This is a genomic window from Lentzea sp. NPDC054927 (assembly GCF_053610285.1).
The window spans coordinates 1-21,500 of sequence record NZ_JBSGXZ010000073.1 but is presented as its reverse complement, the minus strand read 5'-3'; the positions used below and the strand labels follow the sequence as shown (position 1 = coordinate 21,500).

Here is a 21,500-nt window from a genome sequence, read left to right as displayed (position 1 = left end):
CCGCCCAACGCAACAGGCGTGCCATCAACCCGCTGACGGCGTGGGACAGGTCCTTGATCAGATTGGCGGGGTCCGGGGCGGAGCCCCGAAATCCCTAAAACGCGACACGCCCAACGCAACCCAACCACCCGACAAAGCCGCGTTAAGCAACGCAACCCACCACCCCATCTCACCCAGCAAGACACCGCCAGTGACCTGAGCCACCCGCCAAAGGCCCACACAACCCCCCTGTCTATGCTCGTTAACAGTCCGGACACATTGCGGTGCCCGGTCGGCGCGGGTCAGCCGCCTCGACCACGCCCGCGCCCCACGATCCGACCGTTCTGGGAGCGATGTCCGTGACCGACACGAGCCGACCTGTTGTCCTCATCGCCGAGAAACTCGCACCGTCCGTTCTGGACGCTCTCGGTGACGGCGTGGAAGTGCGCCACGTAGACGGCACCGACCGCGCAGCTCTGCTGGCCGCGGTCGCCGACGCGGACGCCCTGCTCGTCAGGTCCGCCACCCAGGTCAACGCCGAGGTGTTCGCCGCCACCCGCAAGCTCAAGGTCGTCGCCCGCGCAGGCGTAGGCCTCGACAACGTCGAGGTCCCGGCTGCCACACAGAACGGCGTGATGGTCGTCAACGCCCCGACGTCCAACATCGTCAGCGCCGCCGAGCACGCCGTCGCACTCCTCCTCAGTGTCGCCCGCCAGATCCCGGCGGCGCACGAGACGCTGCAGAACCACGAGTGGAAGCGCAGCAAGTTCAACGGCGTCGAGCTCAACGGCAAGACGGTCGGCGTCGTCGGCCTCGGCAAGATCGGCCAGCTGTTCGCGCAGCGCATCGCCGCGTTCGGTGTCGAGCTCATCGCCTACGACCCGTACGTGAGCGCTCAGCGCGCCGCCCAGCTCGGCATCGAGCTCGTCACCCTCGAGGAACTGCTCGAGCGCGCCGACGCCATCAGCATCCACCTGCCGAAGACCCCGGAGACCAAGGGTCTCATCGGCTCTGAGCAGCTGGCCAAGGCCAAGCGCGGCGTCATCATCGTCAACGCCGCCCGCGGTGGCCTCATCGACGAGGAAGCTCTCGCCGAGGCCGTGAAGGAAGGCCAGGTCGGCGGCGCCGGCATCGACGTCTTCTCCACCGAGCCGACCACCGAGAGCCCGCTGTTCAACGTCCCGGGCATCGTCGTCACGCCGCACCTCGGCGCGTCCACGGCCGAGGCGCAGGACCGCGCGGGCACGGACGTCGCGAAGAGCACCATCCTCGCGCTCGCCGGTGAGTTCGTGCCGGACGCCGTCAACGTCCAGGGCGGTGCGGTCGGCGAAGAGGTCCGCCCGTACCTGCCGCTGGTGCAGAAGCTCGGCACCGTCCTCAGTGCACTGTCGCCGAAGGCCCCGACCAGCGTCACCGTCGAGGTCCGCGGCGAACTGTCCAATGAGGACGTCGAGATCCTGCCGCTCGCCGCGCTGCGCGGGGTGTTCTCCAAGGTCGTCGAGTCGCAGGTGACGTTCGTGAACGCGCCGAGCCTCGCCGCGGACCTGGGCGTCAGCGTGGAACTGGTCAAGGAGACCGAAAGCCCGAACCACCGCAGCCTCGTCACGGTCAAGGCCGTGCACGCGGACGGCACGACGAACACCGTGTCCGGCACGGTCAGCGGCATCGCGCAGGTCGAGAAGCTGGTGAACATCAACGGCCGCAACTTCGACCTCAGGGCCGAAGGCACCGTGCTGCTGCTGGAGTACCCGGATCGTCCGGGTGTCATGGGCACGGTCGGCACGCTGCTCGGCGAGGCCGGCGTGAACATCGAGGCCGCGCAGATCAGCCAGACCGGCAACGACGCGGTGATGGTGCTGCGCGTGGACCGTCCGGTCGACACCGCTGTGCTCGACCCGATCGGTGCCTCCGTTGGCGCGCGCACGGTGCGGAGTGTCGACTTCGGATAGTCACGACAAACCGGGAAGGGGACGGCAAAGTCCCCTTCCCCGGCTATCGTCGTTCACAACGAAGTCGTAACAGGCAACTATCTGTAGACCACATTCATACTTTCGGGGCAGTCACAGAGACACGATCAGCGATTAGCGTCCCCACGAGGTTGACCCGGTGCCGTAGAGGGCGCGGCACGGTTTGCATTCGGGTCGAAGGCACACACCTCGGTTGGGGCAACGTTGTGAAGAGACGATCAAGTCTGGTGGTGTTCTCTGCCATCACCACACTGCTGATCGCACCCGCTACGGCACAGGCGCAGAGCGAACCGCTCGCGCAGCCGGTCAAGGGTGCACACGGGCTGGACGCGAAAGCGTTGGCTCTCAAGGTTTCTCCCAGGCTGAACTTCACGGGCGCGGTCACCGCGTTCGTCGCGCTCGACCGCAAGCCGGCCGTCGACGCGTTCGACGAGAAGAAGAGCCAGGGCAAGGAGGTCGCGAAGCAGGCGGCCAAGCAGGCGAAGAGCGACGTGTCCGTCACCGCTGACCAGGTCGTCGGCCAGCTGAAGAGCGCGGACACGAAGACCAAGGAGCTGTACCGGACCTCCAACGGCGTCCCCGGCGTCGTCGTGAAGGCCGACGCGCAGAAGGTGCGTGAACTGGCGCAGCGCCAGGACGTCCTCGCGGTCTACCCGGTCGTGCCGAAGAAGCGCCAGAACTCGAACGCCGTCCAGCTCACCAGGACGCTCAACGTCTGGCAGCAGTACGGCAAGCTCGGTGACGACGTCCGGGTCGGCATCATCGACACCGGCGTCGACTACACGCACGCGAACCTCGGTGGCCCCGGCACGGTCGACGCGTTCCGCGCCGTCAACCCGCGCGCCGCGGACCCGAACTTCCCGACCGCGAAGGTCGTCGGCGGTTACGACTTCGTCGGCGAGGAGTACGACGGCGAGAGCACCGACCCGGCGATCAACACGCCGAAGCCGGACCCGAACCCCATCGACTGCAACGGTCACGGCTCGCACGTCGCGGGCACCACGGCCGGTTTCGGTGAGAACGCCGACGGCAGCACGTTCAAGGGTGACTACACCAAGCTCGACGCCGACAAGCTGAACGCGATGAAGATCGGCCCAGGCACCGCGCCGAAGGCCCTGGTCTACGCGCTGAAGGTCTTCGGCTGCGACGGTTCGACCAACGTCACCTCGCAGGCGCTCGACTGGTCGCTCGACCCCGACGGCGACGGCGACTTCTCCGACCACCTCGACGTGGTCAACCTGTCGCTCGGCTCCGACTACGGCGCACCGGACGACCCCGACAGCCTCTTCGTCAAGAAGCTGTACAAGGTCGGTGTCATGCCGGTCTTCTCCGCGGGCAACGGCGGCGACCTCTACGACATCGGCGGCTCGCCGGGCAACACGCCCGAGGCGCTGACCGTCGCCTCCACGCGCGACTCGTTCGTGCTGCGGGACGGTGCCGAGGCGAACGGCCAGGCGAAGGCCGGGCAGTACAGCCAGAACTTCACCGGCTACCTGGGCTACGACAAGACCCTGCCGGTCGTGAAGCTGACCCAGGCCGGCAACCTCGACGGCTGCCAGCCGATCACCGAGGCCCTCGCGGGCAAGTACGTGTGGCTCGAGTGGGACGACAACGACGCGACGCGCCGTTGTGGTTCCGGTGGCCGCACCAACAACGCGCAGGCCGCCGGTGCCGCGGGCGTGGTGCTTTCGTCCACTTTGAACAACTTCAACGCGGGCATCGCGGGCAACGCGACCATCCCGGTCTTCCAGTTCACCGGCGACGCCACCAGCCAGGTGCGCCCGCTGCTGGACGCGGGCACGCTGACCGTTCGCCTGGCCGGCGTCCTGCGCACCACGGTGTCGACGTTCGACCAGTCCATTTCGGACACTCCGAGCGCGTTCACCAGCCGTGGCACGCGTGGCCAGTCCATCAAGCCGGACGTCGCGGCGCCCGGTGACACGATCTCGTCGACCGCCGTCGGTTCCGGCAACGACCGTCTGGTGATCTCGGGTACGTCGATGGCGTCCCCGCACGTCGCCGGCATCGCGGCCCTGGTGCGCCAGACGCACCCGGACTGGACGCTGGAAGAGGTCAAGGCCTCGATCATGAACACCGCCGGTGCGGACGTGAAGGAGAACGGCAAGACCTTCGCTCCCAACCGGGTCGGCACCGGCCGCGTGGACGGCAAGTCCGCGATCGACAACCAGGTCCTGGCCTACGTCGAGGACGACCCCGGCTACGTCAGCGCGAACTTCGGCGTCGTCGAGGTCTCCAAGCCGGTCTCGAAGACCAAGACGATCAAGATCGTCAACAAGTCCACGAAGGCCGTCGAGTACCAGGTCGGCTACACGGCCGCCACGTCGATCCCCGGCGTGAGCTACGTGCTCTCGCAGGACAAGGTGAAGCTGAGCCCGCGCGGCATCGCGAAGGTCAAGGTCACCCTGAAGATCGACGACCCGAAGGCGCTGCGCAAGACGGTCGACTCGACCGTCGTGCCGACGCAGCTCGGTGAGGCGCGCCAGTTCATCGCGGACGCCTCCGGCCGGGTGACCCTCACGCCGACCGTCGGCGCCACGGTGCCGCTGCGCCTGTCGGTCTACTCGGCGCCGAAGCCGGTCGCGGACATCAAGACCGCCTCCAGCCTCAAGTTCCGGGGCAACGACAAGCAGGCGATCCTGAACCTGACCGGCAAGGGCGTCGACCAGGGCACGGGCTCGCAGGCCTACCGCTCGCTGATCAGCGTTCTCGAGCTGCAGGCCCAGTCGCCGAAGCTGCGTGACTGCCGCAGGAACGTCACCGAGAACTGCGCGCTCAACGAGACCGCCAAGGGCGGCGACCTGCGCTACGTCGGTGCCGCCTCGACGGCCCCGCTCGCCAATGCGCAGGGCAAGCCCGAGGAGTCGCTGCTCGCGTTCGGTGTCGCGACCTGGGGCAACTGGTACAACCTGGGCAAGAACACCATCCCGTTCGTCGACATCGACACCAACGGTGACGGCACCGCGGACTTCGAGACGTTCGCGACGCGCATCGACGACACCGACCTGCTGGTCGCGACCACGATCGACCTGAAGACGCGTGAAGAGGTCGACATCCAGGCGGTCAACGGCCAGTTCGGTGCCGTCGACACGAACGCGGCGGACACCAACGTCGTCGTCCTGCCGGTGCTGCTGACGGCACTGGGCATCGACCCGACGAAGGACACGTCGCGCATCTCGTACGTCGTGGGCGTCGGTGGCTACTACGCCGCGCCGGGCAACGCGAACAAGCTGGTCGACGTGATCGACCGCAACCTGTCCTTCGACCCGCTCAAGCCGGGTCTGTGGGCACAGGGTGGCGGCGACGCGGCGCTCTCGTACGTCGCCAAGCCGGGCACCGCGCTCGTGGTGAACAAGAACGAGGCCTCGCTCAAGGCCGACAAGTCCGACGGCCTGCTGGTGCTCAACCACCACAACGCCAACGGCGACCGCGCGTCGGTCGTCCTGGTGAAGTCGGGCGGACGCGGTTCCGCCTACTAGATCCGATGTCTGTTGTCGGAGGCCCGGTCTCGTAGGGGACCGGGCCTCCGGCCGTTTCCGGGTTGCCCACCGGGCCGGTTACAGGCTGGAACTGCCCGCGGTCACCCCTTGACGCGACCCCGTTCCTGCGGTCGAGTGACACTCGAAAGTGGGCAATGGGCCGTGTGGGTGTCCCGCAGTACGGGAGAGAACACCCCGATGGGGTGTCCGGCATGCGGCGAGTGGCCGGGATGCCGGTAGCCTTTCGCGAAGGAAAGTAGTCCCACTAATTGGGGACTGACACCTGGGAGGTGTGTGGATGCGGCTCGCAGTGATCCCAGGAGACGGGATCGGGCCCGAGGTCATCGCTGAGGCCCTGAAGGTCCTCGGCGAGGTCGTTCCGGCGGCCGAGATCACTCGCTACGACCTCGGCGCGGCGCGCTGGCACGCCACGGGAGAGTTGTTGCCCGAGTCGGTGCTGGGAGAGCTTCGCCAGCACGACGCGATCCTGCTCGGCGCGGTCGGCGACCCGTCGGTGCCGAGCGGAATTCTGGAGCGCGGGCTGTTGCTGCGTCTCCGGTTCGAGCTCGACCACCACGTGAACCTCCGCCCCGCCCGTCTCTACCCCGGCGTCCGCAGCCCGCTCGCGGACCCGCCGGAGATCGACATGGTGGTGGTCCGCGAGGGCACCGAGGGCCCGTACGCGGGCAACGGCGGTTTGCTCCGCAAGGACACCCCGCACGAGATCGCGACCGAGGTCTCGATCAACACGTCGTTCGGCGTGGAGCGCGTTGTTCGTGACGCCTTCGCCCGCGCGGCGAACCGTCCGCGTCGCCATCTGACGCTGGTGCACAAGACGAACGTCCTCACGCACGCCGGCTCGTTGTGGTCGCGCGTGGTGGAGGAGGTCTCGTTGCAGCACCCGGACGTCACCGTGGCCTACCAGCACGTCGACGCGGCGACGATCCACCTGGTCACCGACCCCGGCCGTTACGACGTGATCGTGACGGACAACCTGTTCGGCGACATCCTGACCGACCTCGCCGCCGCCGTCACGGGTGGCATCGGCCTGGCCGCGTCGGGAAACATGGACGTGACGCGGCGCAACCCGTCGATGTTCGAGCCCGTGCACGGCTCGGCACCGGACATCGCGGGCCAGGGCATCGCGGACCCGACCGCCGCGGTGCTGTCGGTGGCGCTGCTGCTCGACCACCTGGGCGAGCACGAGTCGGCGCGCCGGATCGAGGCCTCCGTGGCCTTTGATCTCGCGACCAGGGACCACCAGTCGCCTGGGGCCACCTACGCCATCGGCGATCGTCTCGCGGCACTCGTGTCGTCGAACGTGCGCACTGGCTGAGTTTTCTCTGCAAGGCTTCTCCGGCCCCGGCACCCTTTGGTGCTGGGGCCGGGTCGTTTCCAAGGCGGTGCGGCCGCTCGTCGGGCCACGTGCAGTTCACGCCGGTGTTTTGAAGCCCCGGCCGGAATGTCCCGGCCGGGGCTTCGGCGTCTCCCGCGCTGATCAGAGCTGGCCGTTGGCCTCACGCCAGGCGCGCTCCTTCTTGATCCACTCGTTGTCCTGCGGGAACTCGTCGATCGTCGGCACCCTGCGGATCTCGGTCTTGAACCCGGGCCCGGTCATCGGGGCTCGCTTGGCCCACTCGATCGCCTCTTCCTTCGAGGCGACGTTGATGATGTAGAAGCCGTTGAACAGCTCCTTGGTCTCGCCGTACGGGCCGTCCGTGACGACCGGCGGCTCGGTGGAGTAGTCGACGACCACGCCCTCGGACGGGTCGGCCAGACCCTCGGCGGACAGCAGCACGCCGGCGCGGATCATCTCCTCGTTGAAGCGGCCGACCGTCTCCAGCATCTTGTCGAAGTCGAACTCGCCCATGTTCGCGAAGGCCTCGTCGGTGGCGCGCCAGATCATCATGTACTTCACGGTGTGTCTCCCTGTGTCTCTGCGGGGCCGCTCAGCCCCTTGGCATCCACAGGTCGAACGGGCTCCGCAGCGGATCGACACGAGCCCCCAGAAAACTTTCGAAGATCTTTTCCGGCGCGGGGTCAGGCCAGCCACAAGATCAGGACGAGCAGCAGCAACCAGTGCAGGACGGCCGCTGTCAGCACTCGCCTGGCCGGCCTGACCAGCCACGCGATGCCGATGGTGAACGGCACGAACAGCATGCCCACCAGGAAGTAGCTCAGCGGCAGTGCCCAGAGGCCGGTGATCGGGTTGACGTCGACCGGGATGTCCTGGTTGGACGTGATGAACAGCGTGCCCATGAAGCCGACCAGGAACACCCCCAGGTGGAGTGCCGCGGTGCGGCTCCAGAGGTACACCGGCAGCGGCGCCACCGCGATCGCCCAGCCGGTCAGCACCTGCGGCAGCGCCGCGCAGGACGCAGGCGTGCAGTAGAGGTCGTTCAGCGCGGTGCCGATCGGCATGTGGGCAAAACCACCGATCATGGAGCCCGCGATCACCAGGGTGACCACGAGCACGGCAACGCGGGGATCGTCCCTGTGGATCACCTTGGTGGTGCCGTGCTCGGCCCGCAGCTGCTCGCGCCGCAGCCGTCTTCGCTCTCCGAGGTCCATGCCCACCAGACGCATCTCACCGCGGATTTGTGCAGACGGCCGTGAGTTACAGTGCGGAGGTCGTGCACGGGGGAAGTCCGGTCGAAATCCGGCGCTGACCCGCAACGGTAGGTCCCTGAGTCAGGGACGAGCCCGAATACCCGCACACGGCGTGCAGAGAACCTCCGACTCCTGCCGTGGACTGCGGGAAGGGACCCAGCGATCAACACCGTGCTCGGCAAGATCAGCGTGCTCGTCGGCGTGCTCGCCGTCAGCATCGTCGCGGGCGTGGCCCTCGGCCCCGTCTCCGTCCCGTTCGGCGTGACCCTCGAACTGCTGTGGGCGGCGCTCACCGGCGGCACCATCCCCGCCGACCTCTCCGGGCAGTACCACATCGTCTGGGACATCCGGCTTCCCCGCGTCCTGCTCGCCGCGGTGGTCGGTGCCGGCCTCAGCACGGTCGGCGTCGCCATCCAGGCGATGGTCCGCAACGCGCTGGCGGACCCTTATGTGCTCGGCATCTCATCGGGTGCGAGCGTCGGCGCGACGGCGGTGGCGACGCTCGGAGTGTTGTCCGGCCTCGGTGTCTACGCCCTGTCGACCGGCGCCTTCCTGACGGGTCTCGGCGCCACCGCGCTGGTGTACATCACCGCGCGCACGAGCCGAGGGCTCACACCGTTGCGGCTCGTGCTGACCGGAACCGCGCTGGCGTACGGGTTCTCCGCCGTGGCGATGCTGCTGGTGTTCCAGGCGCCGCACGGTGAAGCGGCGCGGGCGGCCATGTTCTGGTTGCTCGGCAGTCTCGGCGGCGCGACCTGGCAGTCGTTGCCGATCGCCACCGCGGTGACCGTGCTCGGAATCGTCTACCTGCTGGCCAAGGCGCGGCCGCTGAACGCCCTGGCGATGGGCGACGAGACCGCGACCACGCTCGGCGTCGAGGTCAACCGGTTCCGCACGCACCTGTTCATCGTCACCGCTGCCATCACCGGCGTGCTGGTGGCGGTCAGCGGGGCGGTGGGGTTCGTCGGCCTGATGCTGCCGCACCTCACCCGCATGGTCGTGGGCGCCGACCACCGCAAGGTGCTGGCCCTGGCCCCACTCGCCGGAGCCTCGTTCCTGGTCTGGGTCGACGTGGCCGCACGGATGCTCGCGGCACCGGAAGAGCTGCCGCTCGGCGTCATCACGGCCGCGCTGGGCGTGCCGTGCTTCATTCTCCTGATGCGCCGCAAGGCGTACGTGTTCGGAGGCCGCTGATGCGCGTCGAGCTCGCCGGCGTCACCGTCCGGAACATCGTCGAGGACATCACGCTGCACGCCGCGAACGAGGTCGTCGGCATCGTCGGCCCGAACGGCAGCGGCAAGTCGACCACCCTGCGCTGCGTGTACCGCTCGTTGAAACCGGACGCCGGCACGGTCCTGCTCGACGGCCAGAACGTCCACAAGCGACACAACATCGCCCGCGACCTCTCCGCCCTCACCCAGGAGTCGCAGGTCGAGTTCGACTTCACCGTCACCGAGGTCGTGGAGATGGGCAGGCTGCCGCACGACCGCGACCCCACCCGGGATCTGCGGGTGGTCGCCACCGCACTGGCCACAGTGGACGTCACCCACCTGGCCGAGCGCAGCTACCTCAGCCTCTCCGGCGGCGAACGGCAGCGCGTGCTCATCGCGCGGGCGATCGCCCAGGAACCGCGCGTGCTCGTGCTGGACGAGCCGACCAACCACCTCGACATCCGCCACCAGCTGGACGTGCTGACGCTCACCCGAGGTCTGGGCATCACCGTCCTGACCGTCCTGCACGACCTGAACCTCGCCGCGTCCTACTGCGACAGGTTGTACGTGCTCGACGAAGGCCGCCTGGTCGCGTCCGGCACACCGGAGGAGGTCCTGGTGCCCGAACTGATCGCCAAGGTCTTCCACGTCACCGCACACGTCGTCCGGCACCCCACCACGGGAGTTCCCCAGCTCCTGTTCGACCAGGAGGTCACCCCTTGAGAACCGTCCTTTGCGCCGCCGCGCTCCTGCTGTCCGGCTGCGGCGCCACCCTCGCACAGGACACCTCCGCGTCCGATCCGGTGACCATCACGAACTGCGGCCAGCAGGTGACGTTCGACAAGGTGCCGTCCAAAGTGGTCACCAACGACACGGGCATCACCGAACTGATGTTCGCGCTGGGCCTCAAGGACCGCATGGCCGGCTACGTCGTGAACGGCCGCGACACCGTGGACCTGCGCACCTCCCCGTGGAAGTCCGACTTCGACACCGCGAAGCACCTGTCCGACAAGATCTCCAAGGAGGTCGTGCAGGGCGCCAACGCCGACCTGGTGTTCGCCGGCTGGAACTACGGCTTCAGCGAGAGCACCGGCTTCACCCCGGACGCCTTGAAGCAACTCGGCATCGGCACCTACCAACTCACCGAGGCGTGCCGCAACGGCATCGGCAAGCAACGCGGCATCATGCCCGCTCTCGACGCGCTGTACACGGACCTGCGCAACCTCGGGAAGATCTTCCGCGTCGAGGCCAAGGCCGAAGAACTCGTCAAGGGCTACCAGCAGCAGATCGAGAACGCCGGACGCCTGATGGCCGGCAAGCCGCGGCCCAAGGTGTTCCTCTACGACAGCGGCCAGGACCAGCCGTTCACCTCGGGCAAGAACGCGGCGCCCCAGGACGTGATCTCGAAGGCCGGCGGCGACAACATCTTCGGCGACCTCAACGACAGCTGGACCACGGTCAACTGGGAGACCGTCGTGCAGCGCAACCCGGACGTCGTGCTGATCGTGGACTACGCCGACGGCGAGGCGAACACACCGGAGCAGAAGCAGGCGTTCCTGCAGGGGTTCGCGCCGCTCGCCAACTCGCCGGCCGTGCAGAACAAGCGCTTCTACGCACTGCCGTACGCGGCGTTGGTGGAGGGGCCGCGGAACCCGGCGTCGATCGAGGCGTTCGCGAAGTTCCTGGCCGGCGCGTGAGCCCCAGGAAGCACGGGTCACAGGCGTGAACCCGTGACCAGATAGTGGGAGATTTCCTCCCGGCGCTTGGTACGCCGTGCTGAGCTGTGGCAGCATCCGCGTCATGGCTCAGCACATCGCCACGATTATTGACGAGCGCGTCGGGTAGTTGCCGCCCCTGGCACCCGACGCGCAGACCTCTCGCATCCCGCGGGGGGTCTTTTTGTTTGCCCGGATGAGGAGATGACCCCCATGACCGGCCCGAACGACGACTTCCACGTCTACGACACGACGTTGCGCGATGGCGCACAACGTGAGGGCATTTCGTACTCCGTCACGGACAAGCTCGCGGTGGCGCGGCTGCTGGACGGGCTCGGCGTGGGGTTCATCGAGGGCGGCTGGCCGGGTGCGTTGCCCAAGGACACGGAGTTCTTCGCGCGGGCGGCGGCGGGGGATCTGGAGCTCAAGCACGCCAAGCTGGTCGCGTTCGGGGCGACGCGCAAGGCCGGGGTCAAAGTCGAGGAAGACCTGCAGGTCAAGGCACTTCTCGATGCTCAGGCGCCGGTGATCACGCTGGTGGCCAAGTCGGACCTCAGGCACATCGAACGGGCGTTGCGCACGGACGCCGAAGAGAACCTCAAGATGGTGCGCGACACCGTCAAGTACCTCAAGGATCACGGAAGGCGCGTTTTCCTCGACGCCGAGCACTTCTTCGACGGGTACGCGTTCTCGCCGGACACCAGCCTGAGGGTGCTGGAGTCCGCTGTGGAGGGTGGCGCGGACGTTGTTGTGCTGTGCGACACGAACGGCGGGCAGCTGCCGCTCGGCCTCGCCGAGACGGTCGCCGAGGTCGTGGAGAAGACCGGTTTCCGAGTAGGCATCCACTGTCAGGACGACACGTCCTGCGCGGTGGCGAACACCCTCGCGGCCGTTCAGGCGGGCGCGACGCACGTTCAGTGCACCGCCAATGGTTATGGCGAGCGAGCAGGCAATGCGGACCTGTTCGCCGTCGTGGGAAACCTCGTGACCAAGCTCGGCATGGAGGTGCTCCCGACCGGGGCACTGGCCGAGCTCACCCGTGTCTCCCATGCGTTGGCCGAGATCGCGAACATCGCACCCGACACCCACCAGGCATATGTCGGGTCGTCAGCATTCGCTCACAAGGCGGGTCTGCACGCGAGCGCGATCAAGGTGGATCCGGAGCTGTACAACCACATCGATCCGGACATCGTCGGCAACGACATGCGGGTGCTGGTCACCGAGATGGCCGGTCGGGCGAGCATCGAACTCAAGGGACGTGAGTTCGGGCTCGACCTGGCCGGCCGGTCAGCCGAGGTTGGGAGCGCTCTCAGCCGGGTGAAGGAGCTCGAGTCCAAGGGCTGGTCGTTCGAGGCGGCCGATGCGTCGCTGGAACTGCTGCTGCGCAACGAGCTGTCCGAACTGGACGGTCCACCCCCGTTCACGCTGGAGTCCTACCGGGTGGTGCTGGACCACCGCTCGGACGGCGAGATCGTGTCCGAGGCCACGGTCAAGGTGCACGTGGCGGGGGAGCGGGTCATCGCGACCGCCGAGGGCAACGGTCCCGTGCACGCGCTCGACGCCGCCCTGCGCAAGGCGTTGCTGCCGCACCTGTCCTGGTTGGACACTGTGGAGCTGGCCGACTACAAGGTGCGCATCCTCACCGAGCACCCCGGTACGGACGCCGTGACGCGCGTGCTGGTGGAGTCGACCGACGGCGAACGCGAGTGGACCACCGTGGGCGTGCACGGCAACATCGTCGAGGCCTCCTGGCTCGCGCTGTGTGACGCGCTGGTGCACAAATCCATGCGGTCCTCCGTCTAGGAGGCATACGTACAGATCGCGCGAAGCGCTCACCTCCAGGCGCACAACACGGCTGGGCTGGTTACTCGTAAACTGGCACTGTGCGTATCGCCCGAATCGCTCATCCGCAAGGTGTCGCATTTGTCGCCGTGCAGGGTGAGGAAGCTGCAGAGATCGCCGAACACCCCTTCGGCAACCCCACCTTCACCGGCCGCAAGTGGCCGTTGGCCGACGTCAGGCTGCTGGCGCCGATCCTGCCGACGAAGATCATCGGCGTCGGCCGCAACTACGCCGACCACGCCAAGGAGCTCGGCAACGAGGTCCCCGCGGAGCCGTTGATCTTCTTCAAGCCCAACACCTCGGTCGTCGGCCCGAACGTGGAGATCAAACTCCCGGCCGCGTCCGAACGCGTGGACTTCGAGGGCGAACTGGCGGTCATCATCGGCCAGCCGTGCCGCGACGTGCCCAGGGCCAAGGCCGCCGGCGTGGTGATGGGCTACACCATCGCCAACGATGTCACGGCCCGCGACCTGCAGAAGAAGGACGTGCAGTTCACGCGTGCCAAGGGATTTGACTCGTTCTGCCCGATGGGTCCGTTCATCGAAACGGAGTTCGACCCGTCCGACGTCCGCGTCGTCACCGAAGTTGACGGGGAAGTCAAACAAGACGGACGTACTTCGTTGATGGTGCACGACATTCCGTCGCTCATCGAGTACGTCTCGGCCATCATGACGCTGCTTCCCGGCGACGTGATCCTGACCGGGACGCCGGCGGGCGTCGGGCCGTTGAAGGCCGGACAGACGGTCTCGGTGACGGTGGATGGCCTTGGCACGCTCACCAATCCGGTCGCAAATAGGTAGCCGTACGGAGCAATCCGGCGTCCAGCAGGTTACGCACCGGGGTACCCACTAGTAACTTCCCGGTGTCATGACGGACCTGGCGTCCACCCGTGTGTTGCTCGTCGACGGTTCGCAGCTCATCACCGAGGGGCTGCGACTCTCCCTGCACCGCACGCACTGCTTCCGCGTTGTGGGTATTGCCCACACCGTGGCCGACGCCGCGCGCTGTCTGCGCGGCGTCCTGGTGGACCTGGTCGTCACGGACTTCGACGTGCCGGGCGCCGGGCCTCTGCGCACCGTGCGGGACACCGCGCAGTACCGGCCGGGCGCCCGTGTCGTCGTGCTGTCCAATGCGGACAGTCCGAGCTGGGCTCGCGCCGCGCTGGACGCCGGCGCGGTCGCCTACCTGCTGAAAACCTCGCCCGTTGCCGAGCTGTTACCACTGATCGTGGCCGCGGTGCGGGGTGCTCCCGCCACGATCGACGCACGGGTCGGGTCGCTCGCGCGCCTGCCGTCCCGGATGCCCCCGCCCGCCTCGCTCGGCCGGCTGTCGGCCCGTGAGTTCGACGTGCTGGCCGAGATGGCGAAGGGCATGGACAACGCGCGGATCGCCCAGCGGCTCTTCATCAGCAACGACACCGTGAAGACCCACGTGAAGGCGATCCTGCGCAAGCTGGGCGCCCGCGACCGCGCCCACGCCGTGGCGATGGTGCTCGGCGAGTCGTCCGAGGCCTTCGTCACGACCTGACGATGGTCTGCGGTGCCCTGCGCGCGAAGTCCGGTGCGTGCTCCGGCCGCGGCCCGATCGCGATGACGTAGGCCGGCACCGCCTGCAGGAACGGCAGCCGTTGCGCCACCTTGAGCATGAACGGCATCCCGGTCGACGACACGGTCTCGGTGCTGTTGAGCTTGCGGCCGAGGAACAGCCGGTGGATGACCCGCTGCATCGTCTGGATCACCACGGTCGGGAACAGGCGGCGCCTGCGCACCTTCGCGAGCGCCTTGCCGCTGACGGCGCCCTCCCGCAACGGCTTCGCGAGCAGGGTGGCGGCCGCCACCGCGTCCTGCACGGCGAGGTTGATGCCCACGCCGCCGACCGGCGACATCGCGTGCGCGGCGTCACCGATGCACAACAGGCCGTCGACGTGCCACTGCCGCAACCGGTCCAGCTTCACGTCGAGCAGCTTCACCTCGTCGAGGCCGGCGAGGTGCTCGACCCGGTCGGCGAGCCACGGCACGAGCGTGACCACGCGTTGCCGGAACTTCTCGACGCCCTCCGCGCGCACCTTCTCGTCAGTGCCCTTGCGGATCAGGAAGGCGCACTGGAAGTAGTCCCCGCGCGGGATCAGCACCATCGCGCTGCCGGCGCTGAACCGCCCTGCGCCGCCCTTGACGGGGTCGCTTTCCTTGCGCGGCAAGCGGAACCACCAGACGTCCATCGGCGCGCCGAAACGGTAGACCGGCAGATCCACGGCGTCGCGCAGGATCGAGCCACGCCCGTCCGCGGCAACGACGAGGTCGGCGGAGATCTCACCCTCGTGCCCGTCGACGCGGTCCCGGTACCGCACGCCTGTGACCCTGTTGCCGCTCTTGGTGATTCCGGTGACCTCGGTGTTCATCCGCAGCGTGAACGTCGGTTCGAGTTTGCCCGCATCCGCCAGCAGGTCGAGAAAATCCCACTGCGGCACCATCGCGATGTGCTTGTGCGCACCGGGAAGCCGGCTCAGATCGGCGATCGCCGCCCGTTTCCCGTCGTCGAGCAGTGCCTCCAGCTTGTCGACCGTCTGGTGCGGCACCTGCTCGAACGCCGGTCCGAGCCCCAGCTCGTCGATCAGCGTGAGCGTGGACGCGTGCACCGTGTCACCGCGGAAGTCGCGCAGGAAGTCAGCGTGCTTCTCCAGCACCGTGACCTCGACGCCGCCGCGGGCGAGCAGCAGCCCCAGAACCATTCCCGCAGGTCCGCCTCCGACGACGAGGCAGGTTGTCCTCTCCATCTCGATCCCCTCATTTCAACCGCTGTTGAATAAAACCAGCATGCTCGTGATCGCCGTTTGCGTCAAGCCGAGTTTCGAGTGGCGTGGGTCTCCGGCGACGTTCCGGAGGTGGTCCTTTGTGGACTGTCTGGGAAACAAGGCCTCGAAAGGGTTGCGGCCAGCGCACAATGTGGTTGCGCGAGCTAGGGTGTCGCGCTCGCGGATCCGCCCGTTCGGGCAGAGGTGCCGGAGCCGCCGAACAACACTCGACCGGGTGATTGCATTCGGCGCTCGGAGGAGTCTGACTAGTTCGTTCGGGGCCTCAAGGTCGGCTTGATCGTGCAAGGACCTATAGGAATCACCTCGTTAGCCGAATCGGACGAGGGCCCCTCGCACCTAGCCTCACGGGGTGACAACTGCGTCCCCGACTTTCACGCGTAAGAGAACCGGCGAGATCCGCGCTGTGTGCCTGGACGTCGACGACACACTTGTCGACTACAGCACTTCTTCGCGCGCCGCGTTGGCATCGATGGTCGGTAACGCCGACGCCTGGTCGTTGTGGCAGCGAATCACCGACGACCACGTCACCCGCCAGCTGGCCGGTGAGCTCCAGTACGAGTCGATGCGCAACATCCGCACGCAGGCCTTCTTCTCCGCCCTCGGCGAGGAGTTGACCCTGGAGGAAGCCACCCGTCGCGAGCTGGCCCGCCAGGACGTCCTCTCGGCCGGCTGGTGCCTGTTCCCCGACGTGATCCCGATGCTCGACTGGCTGCGCGCCACCGGCCTCCCGATCGCCGCGATCAGCAACGCCTCCGGCCGCCACCAGCGCGTGAAGATCGCCCAGCTGGGCCTCTCGTCCTACTTCGACACCGTGCTGATCGCCGGCGAGGTGGGCTGCGCCAAGCCGGACCGGGTGATCTTCCACACGGCGTGCCTGGCACTGGGGGTCCCGCCGGGCGACACCGTCCACGTGGGAGACCGTCTGCACGCCGACGCCATCGGGGCGCGCGACGCCGGAATGCACGGTGTCTGGATCAACCGGACAGGTCCGACCGGTGGCTCGTTGCCCGCCGGACTGTCCTCGATCGCGTCGCTCGCGGAACTGCCGGAGCTGCTCGTGTGCGAGCTCTCCGCGGCCAACGCCTGAGAAGACCTCTGAGACCGGCCCTCACCTGCGTGTTTGCCTGCAGGTGGGGGCCGATTTCACTTCTGGTGGGGACGTGGTCTAGTATTTCTCCCGGCAGCAACGAGGGCCTCGGAACTCCCCGCGAGAACCGAAGTCGATCGTGAAGCCATTGGGGTATGGTGTAATTGGCAGCACGACTGATTCTGGTTCAGTTAGTCTAGGTTCGAGTCCTGGTACCCCAGCTGCAGAGAAGCAAAACTGAGTGATAAACTCGGCGGAGTTTCGAAGCAAGCTGAAGAATAAGAACTGAATAGCCGGATTTGGACCGGACAGAGCGATCTGATAAGGTTCAACCAGCAAGAAGTTCTAGGGCCCCGTCGTCTAGCGGCCTAGGACGCCGCCCTCTCAAGGCGGTAGCGAGGGTTCGAATCCCTTCGGGGCTACAGTGCAAGAGGCCTACCAGCGGAAACGTTGGTAGGCCTCTTTTGCTTTGCGCTACCGGAGCCCCGGCAGGCCGAGGCTCCGCTTCTCCCGTCGGAAGAATGCGTCAGCGCTACAAGCGGTTTAGCAGTTCGGTTTTCTTGGATTGGAACTCTTCCGCGGTGAGGATGCCCGCGGCGTGCAGGTCGGCCAGTTTGGATATCTGTGCCAGGACGTCTTGTCGAGGTGCTTGTGCGGGCGTTGTGGCGTTGCGCACTGCCTCGCGGAGGGGCGTCGGTGAAAGCGGGGAGATCGTCGACGTTGGTGAAGGTTGCGGTTTGGCCGCTGTGCAGGCGCAGAGTCCGTTCGTTGGACAGGAGCTCGCGTTCCGCACCGACTCCGGCCACGGCGGTCGGGGCGAACTCCATCGCCTGGTTCGACCAGAGCACCTCGCTCAGGGCCAGGAAACGCACCGGCGTGACGGCGATCATGCCCAGGAACGTGGTCGCCAGTTCTTCCTCGGGGACGTGGTCCTTGCCGAGCACAGGAACTCGCGAGGGCGCGGGTTCGGTCTTTCGGCGCATCACAAGGGCTCACCTGTTGAGACACGTCAACACCGCGTGTCGTGCGCAATGCCGCGGCGTGTCGAAGGCCTCAAACGACTGTGGCCGCCCTCCCCGCAGGAGTGGCGGCCACAGTCGGCGTTGGTGCTTTAGAGGCGGCTTTGGAGGGCTTCCGCTGCCGCCAGCAGATCTGCGGCCCAGCGGGCGCCTGGCCGGCGGCCCATTCGGTCAATCGGGCCCGAGACGGAGACGGCGGCCACGACCGCGCCGGAGGAGTCGCGGACCGGGGCTGAGACCGATGCCACGCCAGGTTCCCGTTCGGCCACGCTCTGGGCCCAGCCTCGGCGGCGGACCTCCAGGAGTGTGCGTTCGCCGTAGACGGCGTCGGCCAGCACGGCGCGTTGGGTGCCTGGGTCCGACCACGCGGCAAGGACTTTGGCGCCCGAGCCGGCGGTCATGGGGAGCCTCGCGCCGATGGGCACCGTGTCGCGCAGGCCCGAAGGTGGCTCGGCTGAGGAGACGCAGACGCGCTGCATGCCGTCGCGGCGGTACAGCTGCACGCTTTCGCCCGTGATGTCGCGCAGGCGTGGCAGTACTGAGGAAGCCGCGTCCAGCAACGGGTCCGTTGCACCGCCTGCCAGTTCGGCGAGCGCGGCGCCCGGACGCCAGCGGCCGTCGGAGCCTCGGCGCAGCAACCGATGCACCTCGAGGCCCACGGCCAGGCGGTGCGCGGTCGCTCGTGGAAGGCCGGTGCGATTGCACAACTCGGCCAAGCCACACGGATCTTTTGCTACGGCGTTCAAGACGGCCACTGCCTTGTCCAGCACGCCGATCCCGCTATGCTGTCCCACAAGCCGATACTAACTTCCCAGACAGTGAGAAGTCCAGATCTGTCGGCACGTCCATGATGTGGGAGATGTCGCGATGAGTCGCACGCTCGCGGAGAAGGTGTGGGAGGCACACGTTGTGCGCCACGGCAGTGGTGCGGAGCCGGACCTCCTCTACATCGACCTCCATCTGCTCCACGAAGTCACCAGTCCTCAGGCGTTCGACGGGTTGCGTCTCGCCGGGCGCGGGCTGAGGAGGGCCGATCTCACGATCGCCACCGAGGACCACAACGTCCCCACCGTCGACATCGACAAGCCGATCGCGGACCTCGTGTCGCGCACGCAGGTCGAGACGCTTCGCCGCAACTGCGCGGAGTTCGGCGTGCGCCTGCACCCGATGGGTGATGTGGAGCAGGGCATCGTCCACGTGGTGGGCCCGCAGCTCGGCCTCACGCAGCCCGGCATGACCGTTGTCTGCGGCGACAGTCACACGTCCACGCACGGCGCGTTCGGCGCGCTGGCGTTCGGCATCGGCACGTCCGAGGTGGAACACGTGATGGCGACGCAGACGTTGCCGTTGCGTCCGTTCAAGACGATGGCGATCACCGTCGACGGCGAACTCGGTCCCGGCGTCACGGCGAAGGACATCATCCTCGCGGTCATCGCGAAGATCGGAACCGGTGGCGGACAGGGCTATGTGCTCGAGTACCGCGGCCGTGCCATCGAGAACCTCTCGATGGAAGCCCGCATGACGGTCTGCAACATGTCGATCGAGGCAGGCGCGCGCGCCGGCATGATCGCACCTGACGAGACGACTTTCGACTACATCAAGGGTCGTCCGCACGCACCGTCCGGCGCGGACTGGGACGCGGCCGTCGAATACTGGAAGACGCTGCGCACCGACGACGACGCGACGTTCGACGCCGAGGTGCACATCTCCGCGGACGAGCTCACGCCGTTCGTCACGTGGGGCACGAACCCCGGGCAGGGTCTGCCGCTCGACGCGAACATTCCCGACCCCGAGGCGATCGTGGACGAGAACGAGCGCGTGGCCGCCGAGAAGGCACTGACGTACATGGGCCTCGAGCCCGGCACGCCGCTGCGCGACATCCGCGTGGACACGGTGTTCCTCGGCTCCTGCACGAACGGGCGCATCGAGGACCTGCGGGCCGCCGCGGACGTAATCAAGGGGAAGCACGTCGCTTCAGGAGTACGGATGCTGGTCGTGCCCGGTTCGATGCGGGTGCGCAAACAGGCGGAGGACGAGGGCCTGGACAAGGTCTTCCTCGACGCGGGCGCCGAGTGGCGGCAGGCCGGCTGCTCGATGTGCCTTGGCATGAACCCGGATCAGCTCGCGCCGGGTGAGCGCAGCGCGTCGACCTCCAACCGCAACTTCGAGGGCAGGCAGGGCAAGGGCGGCCGGACGCACCTCGTGTCACCGCTCGTCGCCGCCGCCACGGCCGTGCGCGGCACCCTCTCGGCCCCCGCAGACCTGGAGAACTGACCATGGATGCCTTCACCACCCACACGGGCGTCGGTGTGCCGCTGCGCAGGTCCAACGTGGACACCGACCAGATCATCCCGGCCGTCTACCTCAAGCGCGTGACCCGCACCGGGTTCGAGGACGGGCTCTTCGCCGCCTGGCGCTCCGACGAGAACTTCATCCTCAACCAGGAGCCGTTCAAGGCGGGCAGCGTCCTCGTTGCGGGCCCTGACTTCGGCACCGGGTCCTCTCGGGAACACGCCGTCTGGGCGTTGATGGACTACGGCTTCCGCGTCGTCGTGTCGTCTCGCTTCGCCGACATCTTCCGGGGCAACTCGGGCAAGCAGGGGCTCGTGGCGGCGCAGTGCAGCCAGTCCGATGTCGAGCTGCTGTGGAAGTTGCTCGAGTCGGAACCCGGCACGCCGGTCACCGTGGACCTCACCGACAAGACCGTTCGCGCCAAGGACTTGGTTGCCCCGTTCGAGATCGACGACTACACCCGCTGGCGCCTTCTCGAAGGCCTCGACGACATCGCTTTGACGCTGCGCCACGAGGCCGAGATCAGCGCATTCGAGGGCAATCGCCAGACTTGGTTGCCTACAACGGATCCGCTTCCGGCGGTCTGAGAGGGGGCCGGGTTTACCCCTTGAGAGGGGCGAATCCGGCGCCTCCTGTCCCTCGAAGGGGCGCAATTAGCCACGCCACAACGAAAATTTTGGCGTGGCGATTGGTATTTCTCGCGTTTTGGGCCTACCGTTGCGTTCTAGTCGGCCCGACTCTTAGGGCCGTGAGCGTCCTGGGAGGGACTGACGGTGAATAAGGCCCAGCTCATCGAGGCGCTCGCCGAGCGCCTTGGAGACAAGAAGACCGCCGGCGCTGCTGTTGACGGCCTCGTGGACGTGATCGTCCGCAGCGTCAACAAGGGCGAGAAGGTCAACATCACGGGCTTCGGCGTCTTCGAGAAGCGCGCCCGTGCGGCTCGCACCGCGCGCAACCCGCGCACGGGCGAGACCGTGAAGGTCAAGAAGACCAACGTGCCCGCGTTCCGCCCCGGCTCGACGTTCAAGGACGTCATCAGCGGCGCGAAGAAGCTGCCGAAGGCCGTTGCGGTCAAGGCGGCCGCGAAGCCCGCCGCCGCCGCAGCAGCCGCGAAGCCCGCTGCTGCCAAGGCTCCGGCCACTCGGGCGACGACGACGCGCGCCACCACCACGACGCGCACCCGCACGGCCGCGGCCGCCACCAAGGCGCCCGCGACCCGTCGCACCACCACGGCCGCTGCGAAGCCCGCAGCTGCCAAGGCGCCCGCGAAGGCGACCGCCACGAAGACCGCCGCCAAGCCGGCAGCGAAGGCGACCGCGGCCAAGAAGCCCGCTGCCGCCAAGACGACGGCTGCGGCGAAGCCCGCCGCGAAGACCACGGCTGCCAAGGCGCCCGCGGCTCGCAAGACGGCTGCCAAGAAGAAGTGAGACGGGCCTCCTCTCAGTAGGAGGCTGCGCCACTTCAAGAAC

The 21,500-nt window shown here is 67.5% G+C and carries 18 protein-coding genes, 2 tRNA genes and 1 riboswitch; of the genes, 15 read left to right on the top strand and 5 right to left on the bottom strand.

Features of this window, described 5'->3' with window-relative positions:
- Positions 1 to 338 precede the first annotated feature (338 nt).
- The 3 genes from serA (at position 339) to ACWGE0_RS44360 (ending at position 6,779) form a co-directional block, all read left to right on the top strand.
- Positions 339 to 1,928 carry a phosphoglycerate dehydrogenase gene (serA, locus tag ACWGE0_RS44370; RefSeq protein ID WP_452266865.1) on the top strand — a complete coding sequence of 530 codons (1,590 nt, stop codon included), beginning with the start codon at positions 339 to 341 and terminating at the stop codon, positions 1,926 to 1,928.
- A 242-nt stretch (positions 1,929 to 2,170) separates the two neighbouring features.
- Positions 2,171 to 5,443, top strand: a complete 3,273-nt coding sequence (locus ACWGE0_RS44365; RefSeq protein WP_452266866.1) for a S8 family serine peptidase — start codon at positions 2,171 to 2,173, stop codon at positions 5,441 to 5,443.
- A gap of 298 nt (positions 5,444 to 5,741) precedes the next feature.
- Positions 5,742 to 6,779 carry a 3-isopropylmalate dehydrogenase gene (locus tag ACWGE0_RS44360; protein WP_319972550.1) on the top strand — a complete coding sequence of 346 codons (1,038 nt, stop codon included), beginning with the start codon at positions 5,742 to 5,744 and terminating at the stop codon, positions 6,777 to 6,779.
- Positions 6,780 to 6,941: 162 nt separating this feature from the next.
- Here the strand turns inward: ACWGE0_RS44360 and ACWGE0_RS44355 are convergent, their stop codons facing one another.
- Together ACWGE0_RS44355 and ACWGE0_RS44350 are read right to left on the bottom strand one after the other, a co-directional pair.
- Positions 6,942 to 7,361, bottom strand: coding sequence for a YciI family protein (locus ACWGE0_RS44355; RefSeq protein WP_452266864.1), 420 nt, complete (start codon positions 7,359 to 7,361; stop codon positions 6,942 to 6,944).
- Between the two features lie 122 nt (positions 7,362 to 7,483).
- Positions 7,484 to 8,020, bottom strand: a complete 537-nt coding sequence (locus tag ACWGE0_RS44350) for a hypothetical protein (protein ID WP_452266863.1) — start codon at positions 8,018 to 8,020, stop codon at positions 7,484 to 7,486.
- A gap of 20 nt (positions 8,021 to 8,040) precedes the next feature.
- Positions 8,041 to 8,176, top strand: a riboswitch (cobalamin riboswitch).
- Positions 8,177 to 8,224: 48 nt separating this feature from the next.
- On the opposite strand from ACWGE0_RS44350, the gene ACWGE0_RS44345 reads away from it, so the two are divergent.
- The 6 genes from ACWGE0_RS44345 (at position 8,225) to ACWGE0_RS44320 (ending at position 14,348) form a co-directional block, all read left to right on the top strand.
- A complete protein-coding gene (locus ACWGE0_RS44345; protein WP_452266862.1) occupies positions 8,225 to 9,247 on the top strand; it encodes a FecCD family ABC transporter permease in 1,023 nt (340 codons plus the stop codon).
- Positions 9,247 to 9,987 (top strand): ABC transporter ATP-binding protein, encoded by a 741-nt coding sequence (locus tag ACWGE0_RS44340; protein WP_452266861.1) that lies wholly within the window; start codon positions 9,247 to 9,249, stop codon positions 9,985 to 9,987. Before ACWGE0_RS44345 ends, ACWGE0_RS44340 begins: the two co-directional genes overlap by 1 nt.
- On the top strand, positions 9,984 to 10,961 hold the full coding sequence (locus ACWGE0_RS44335) for an ABC transporter substrate-binding protein (protein WP_452266860.1): 978 nt from the start codon (positions 9,984 to 9,986) through the stop codon (positions 10,959 to 10,961). Before ACWGE0_RS44340 ends, ACWGE0_RS44335 begins: the two co-directional genes overlap by 4 nt.
- A 231-nt stretch (positions 10,962 to 11,192) precedes the next feature.
- Positions 11,193 to 12,782 (top strand): citramalate synthase, encoded by a 1,590-nt coding sequence (cimA, locus tag ACWGE0_RS44330; RefSeq protein WP_452266859.1) that lies wholly within the window; start codon positions 11,193 to 11,195, stop codon positions 12,780 to 12,782.
- Positions 12,783 to 12,862: 80 nt separating this feature from the next.
- Complete coding sequence (locus ACWGE0_RS44325) at positions 12,863 to 13,621, top strand: fumarylacetoacetate hydrolase family protein (protein ID WP_452266858.1); 759 nt, start codon at positions 12,863 to 12,865, stop codon at positions 13,619 to 13,621.
- A 67-nt stretch (positions 13,622 to 13,688) separates the two neighbouring features.
- Positions 13,689 to 14,348 (top strand): LuxR C-terminal-related transcriptional regulator, encoded by a 660-nt coding sequence (locus tag ACWGE0_RS44320; RefSeq protein WP_452266857.1) that lies wholly within the window; start codon positions 13,689 to 13,691, stop codon positions 14,346 to 14,348.
- On the opposite strand, the gene ACWGE0_RS44315 is transcribed toward ACWGE0_RS44320, so the two are convergent.
- Positions 14,338 to 15,594, bottom strand: a complete 1,257-nt coding sequence (locus tag ACWGE0_RS44315; RefSeq protein ID WP_452266856.1) for an FAD-dependent oxidoreductase — start codon at positions 15,592 to 15,594, stop codon at positions 14,338 to 14,340. The two genes, ACWGE0_RS44320 and ACWGE0_RS44315, sit on opposite strands and share 11 nt — an antisense overlap.
- Before the next feature lie 388 nt (positions 15,595 to 15,982).
- Between ACWGE0_RS44315 and ACWGE0_RS44310 the strand changes: the two genes are divergently transcribed.
- The 3 genes from ACWGE0_RS44310 (at position 15,983) to ACWGE0_RS44300 (ending at position 17,142) form a co-directional block, all read left to right on the top strand.
- Positions 15,983 to 16,720 carry an HAD family hydrolase gene (locus ACWGE0_RS44310; protein ID WP_452266855.1) on the top strand — a complete coding sequence of 246 codons (738 nt, stop codon included), beginning with the start codon at positions 15,983 to 15,985 and terminating at the stop codon, positions 16,718 to 16,720.
- 149 nt (positions 16,721 to 16,869) lie between these two features.
- Positions 16,870 to 16,941, top strand: a tRNA-Gln gene (locus tag ACWGE0_RS44305).
- Positions 16,942 to 17,069: 128 nt separating this feature from the next.
- A tRNA-Glu gene (locus tag ACWGE0_RS44300) sits at positions 17,070 to 17,142 on the top strand.
- A 110-nt stretch (positions 17,143 to 17,252) separates the two neighbouring features.
- Here the strand turns inward: ACWGE0_RS44300 and ACWGE0_RS44295 are convergent.
- Entirely contained in the window at positions 17,253 to 17,396 is a 144-nt protein-coding gene (locus ACWGE0_RS44295) for an SHOCT domain-containing protein (protein WP_452266854.1), read from the bottom strand.
- Between the two features lie 435 nt (positions 17,397 to 17,831).
- Positions 17,832 to 18,533 (bottom strand): IclR family transcriptional regulator, encoded by a 702-nt coding sequence (locus ACWGE0_RS44290; RefSeq protein WP_053736944.1) that lies wholly within the window; start codon positions 18,531 to 18,533, stop codon positions 17,832 to 17,834.
- 73 nt (positions 18,534 to 18,606) lie between these two features.
- Here ACWGE0_RS44290 and leuC point away from each other — a divergent pair, with 73 nt between their 5' ends.
- The 3 genes from leuC to ACWGE0_RS44275 all read left to right on the top strand — a co-directional run bounded on the left by leuC (position 18,607) and on the right by ACWGE0_RS44275 (position 21,458).
- Positions 18,607 to 20,013 carry a 3-isopropylmalate dehydratase large subunit gene (leuC, locus tag ACWGE0_RS44285; RefSeq protein ID WP_452266853.1) on the top strand — a complete coding sequence of 469 codons (1,407 nt, stop codon included), beginning with the start codon at positions 18,607 to 18,609 and terminating at the stop codon, positions 20,011 to 20,013.
- 2 nt (positions 20,014 to 20,015) lie between these two features.
- A complete protein-coding gene (gene leuD / locus ACWGE0_RS44280; protein ID WP_452266852.1) occupies positions 20,016 to 20,618 on the top strand; it encodes a 3-isopropylmalate dehydratase small subunit in 603 nt (200 codons plus the stop codon).
- A 186-nt stretch (positions 20,619 to 20,804) separates the two neighbouring features.
- On the top strand, positions 20,805 to 21,458 hold the full coding sequence (locus tag ACWGE0_RS44275; protein WP_452266851.1) for an HU family DNA-binding protein: 654 nt from the start codon (positions 20,805 to 20,807) through the stop codon (positions 21,456 to 21,458).
- Positions 21,459 to 21,500: the final 42 nt, after the last annotated feature.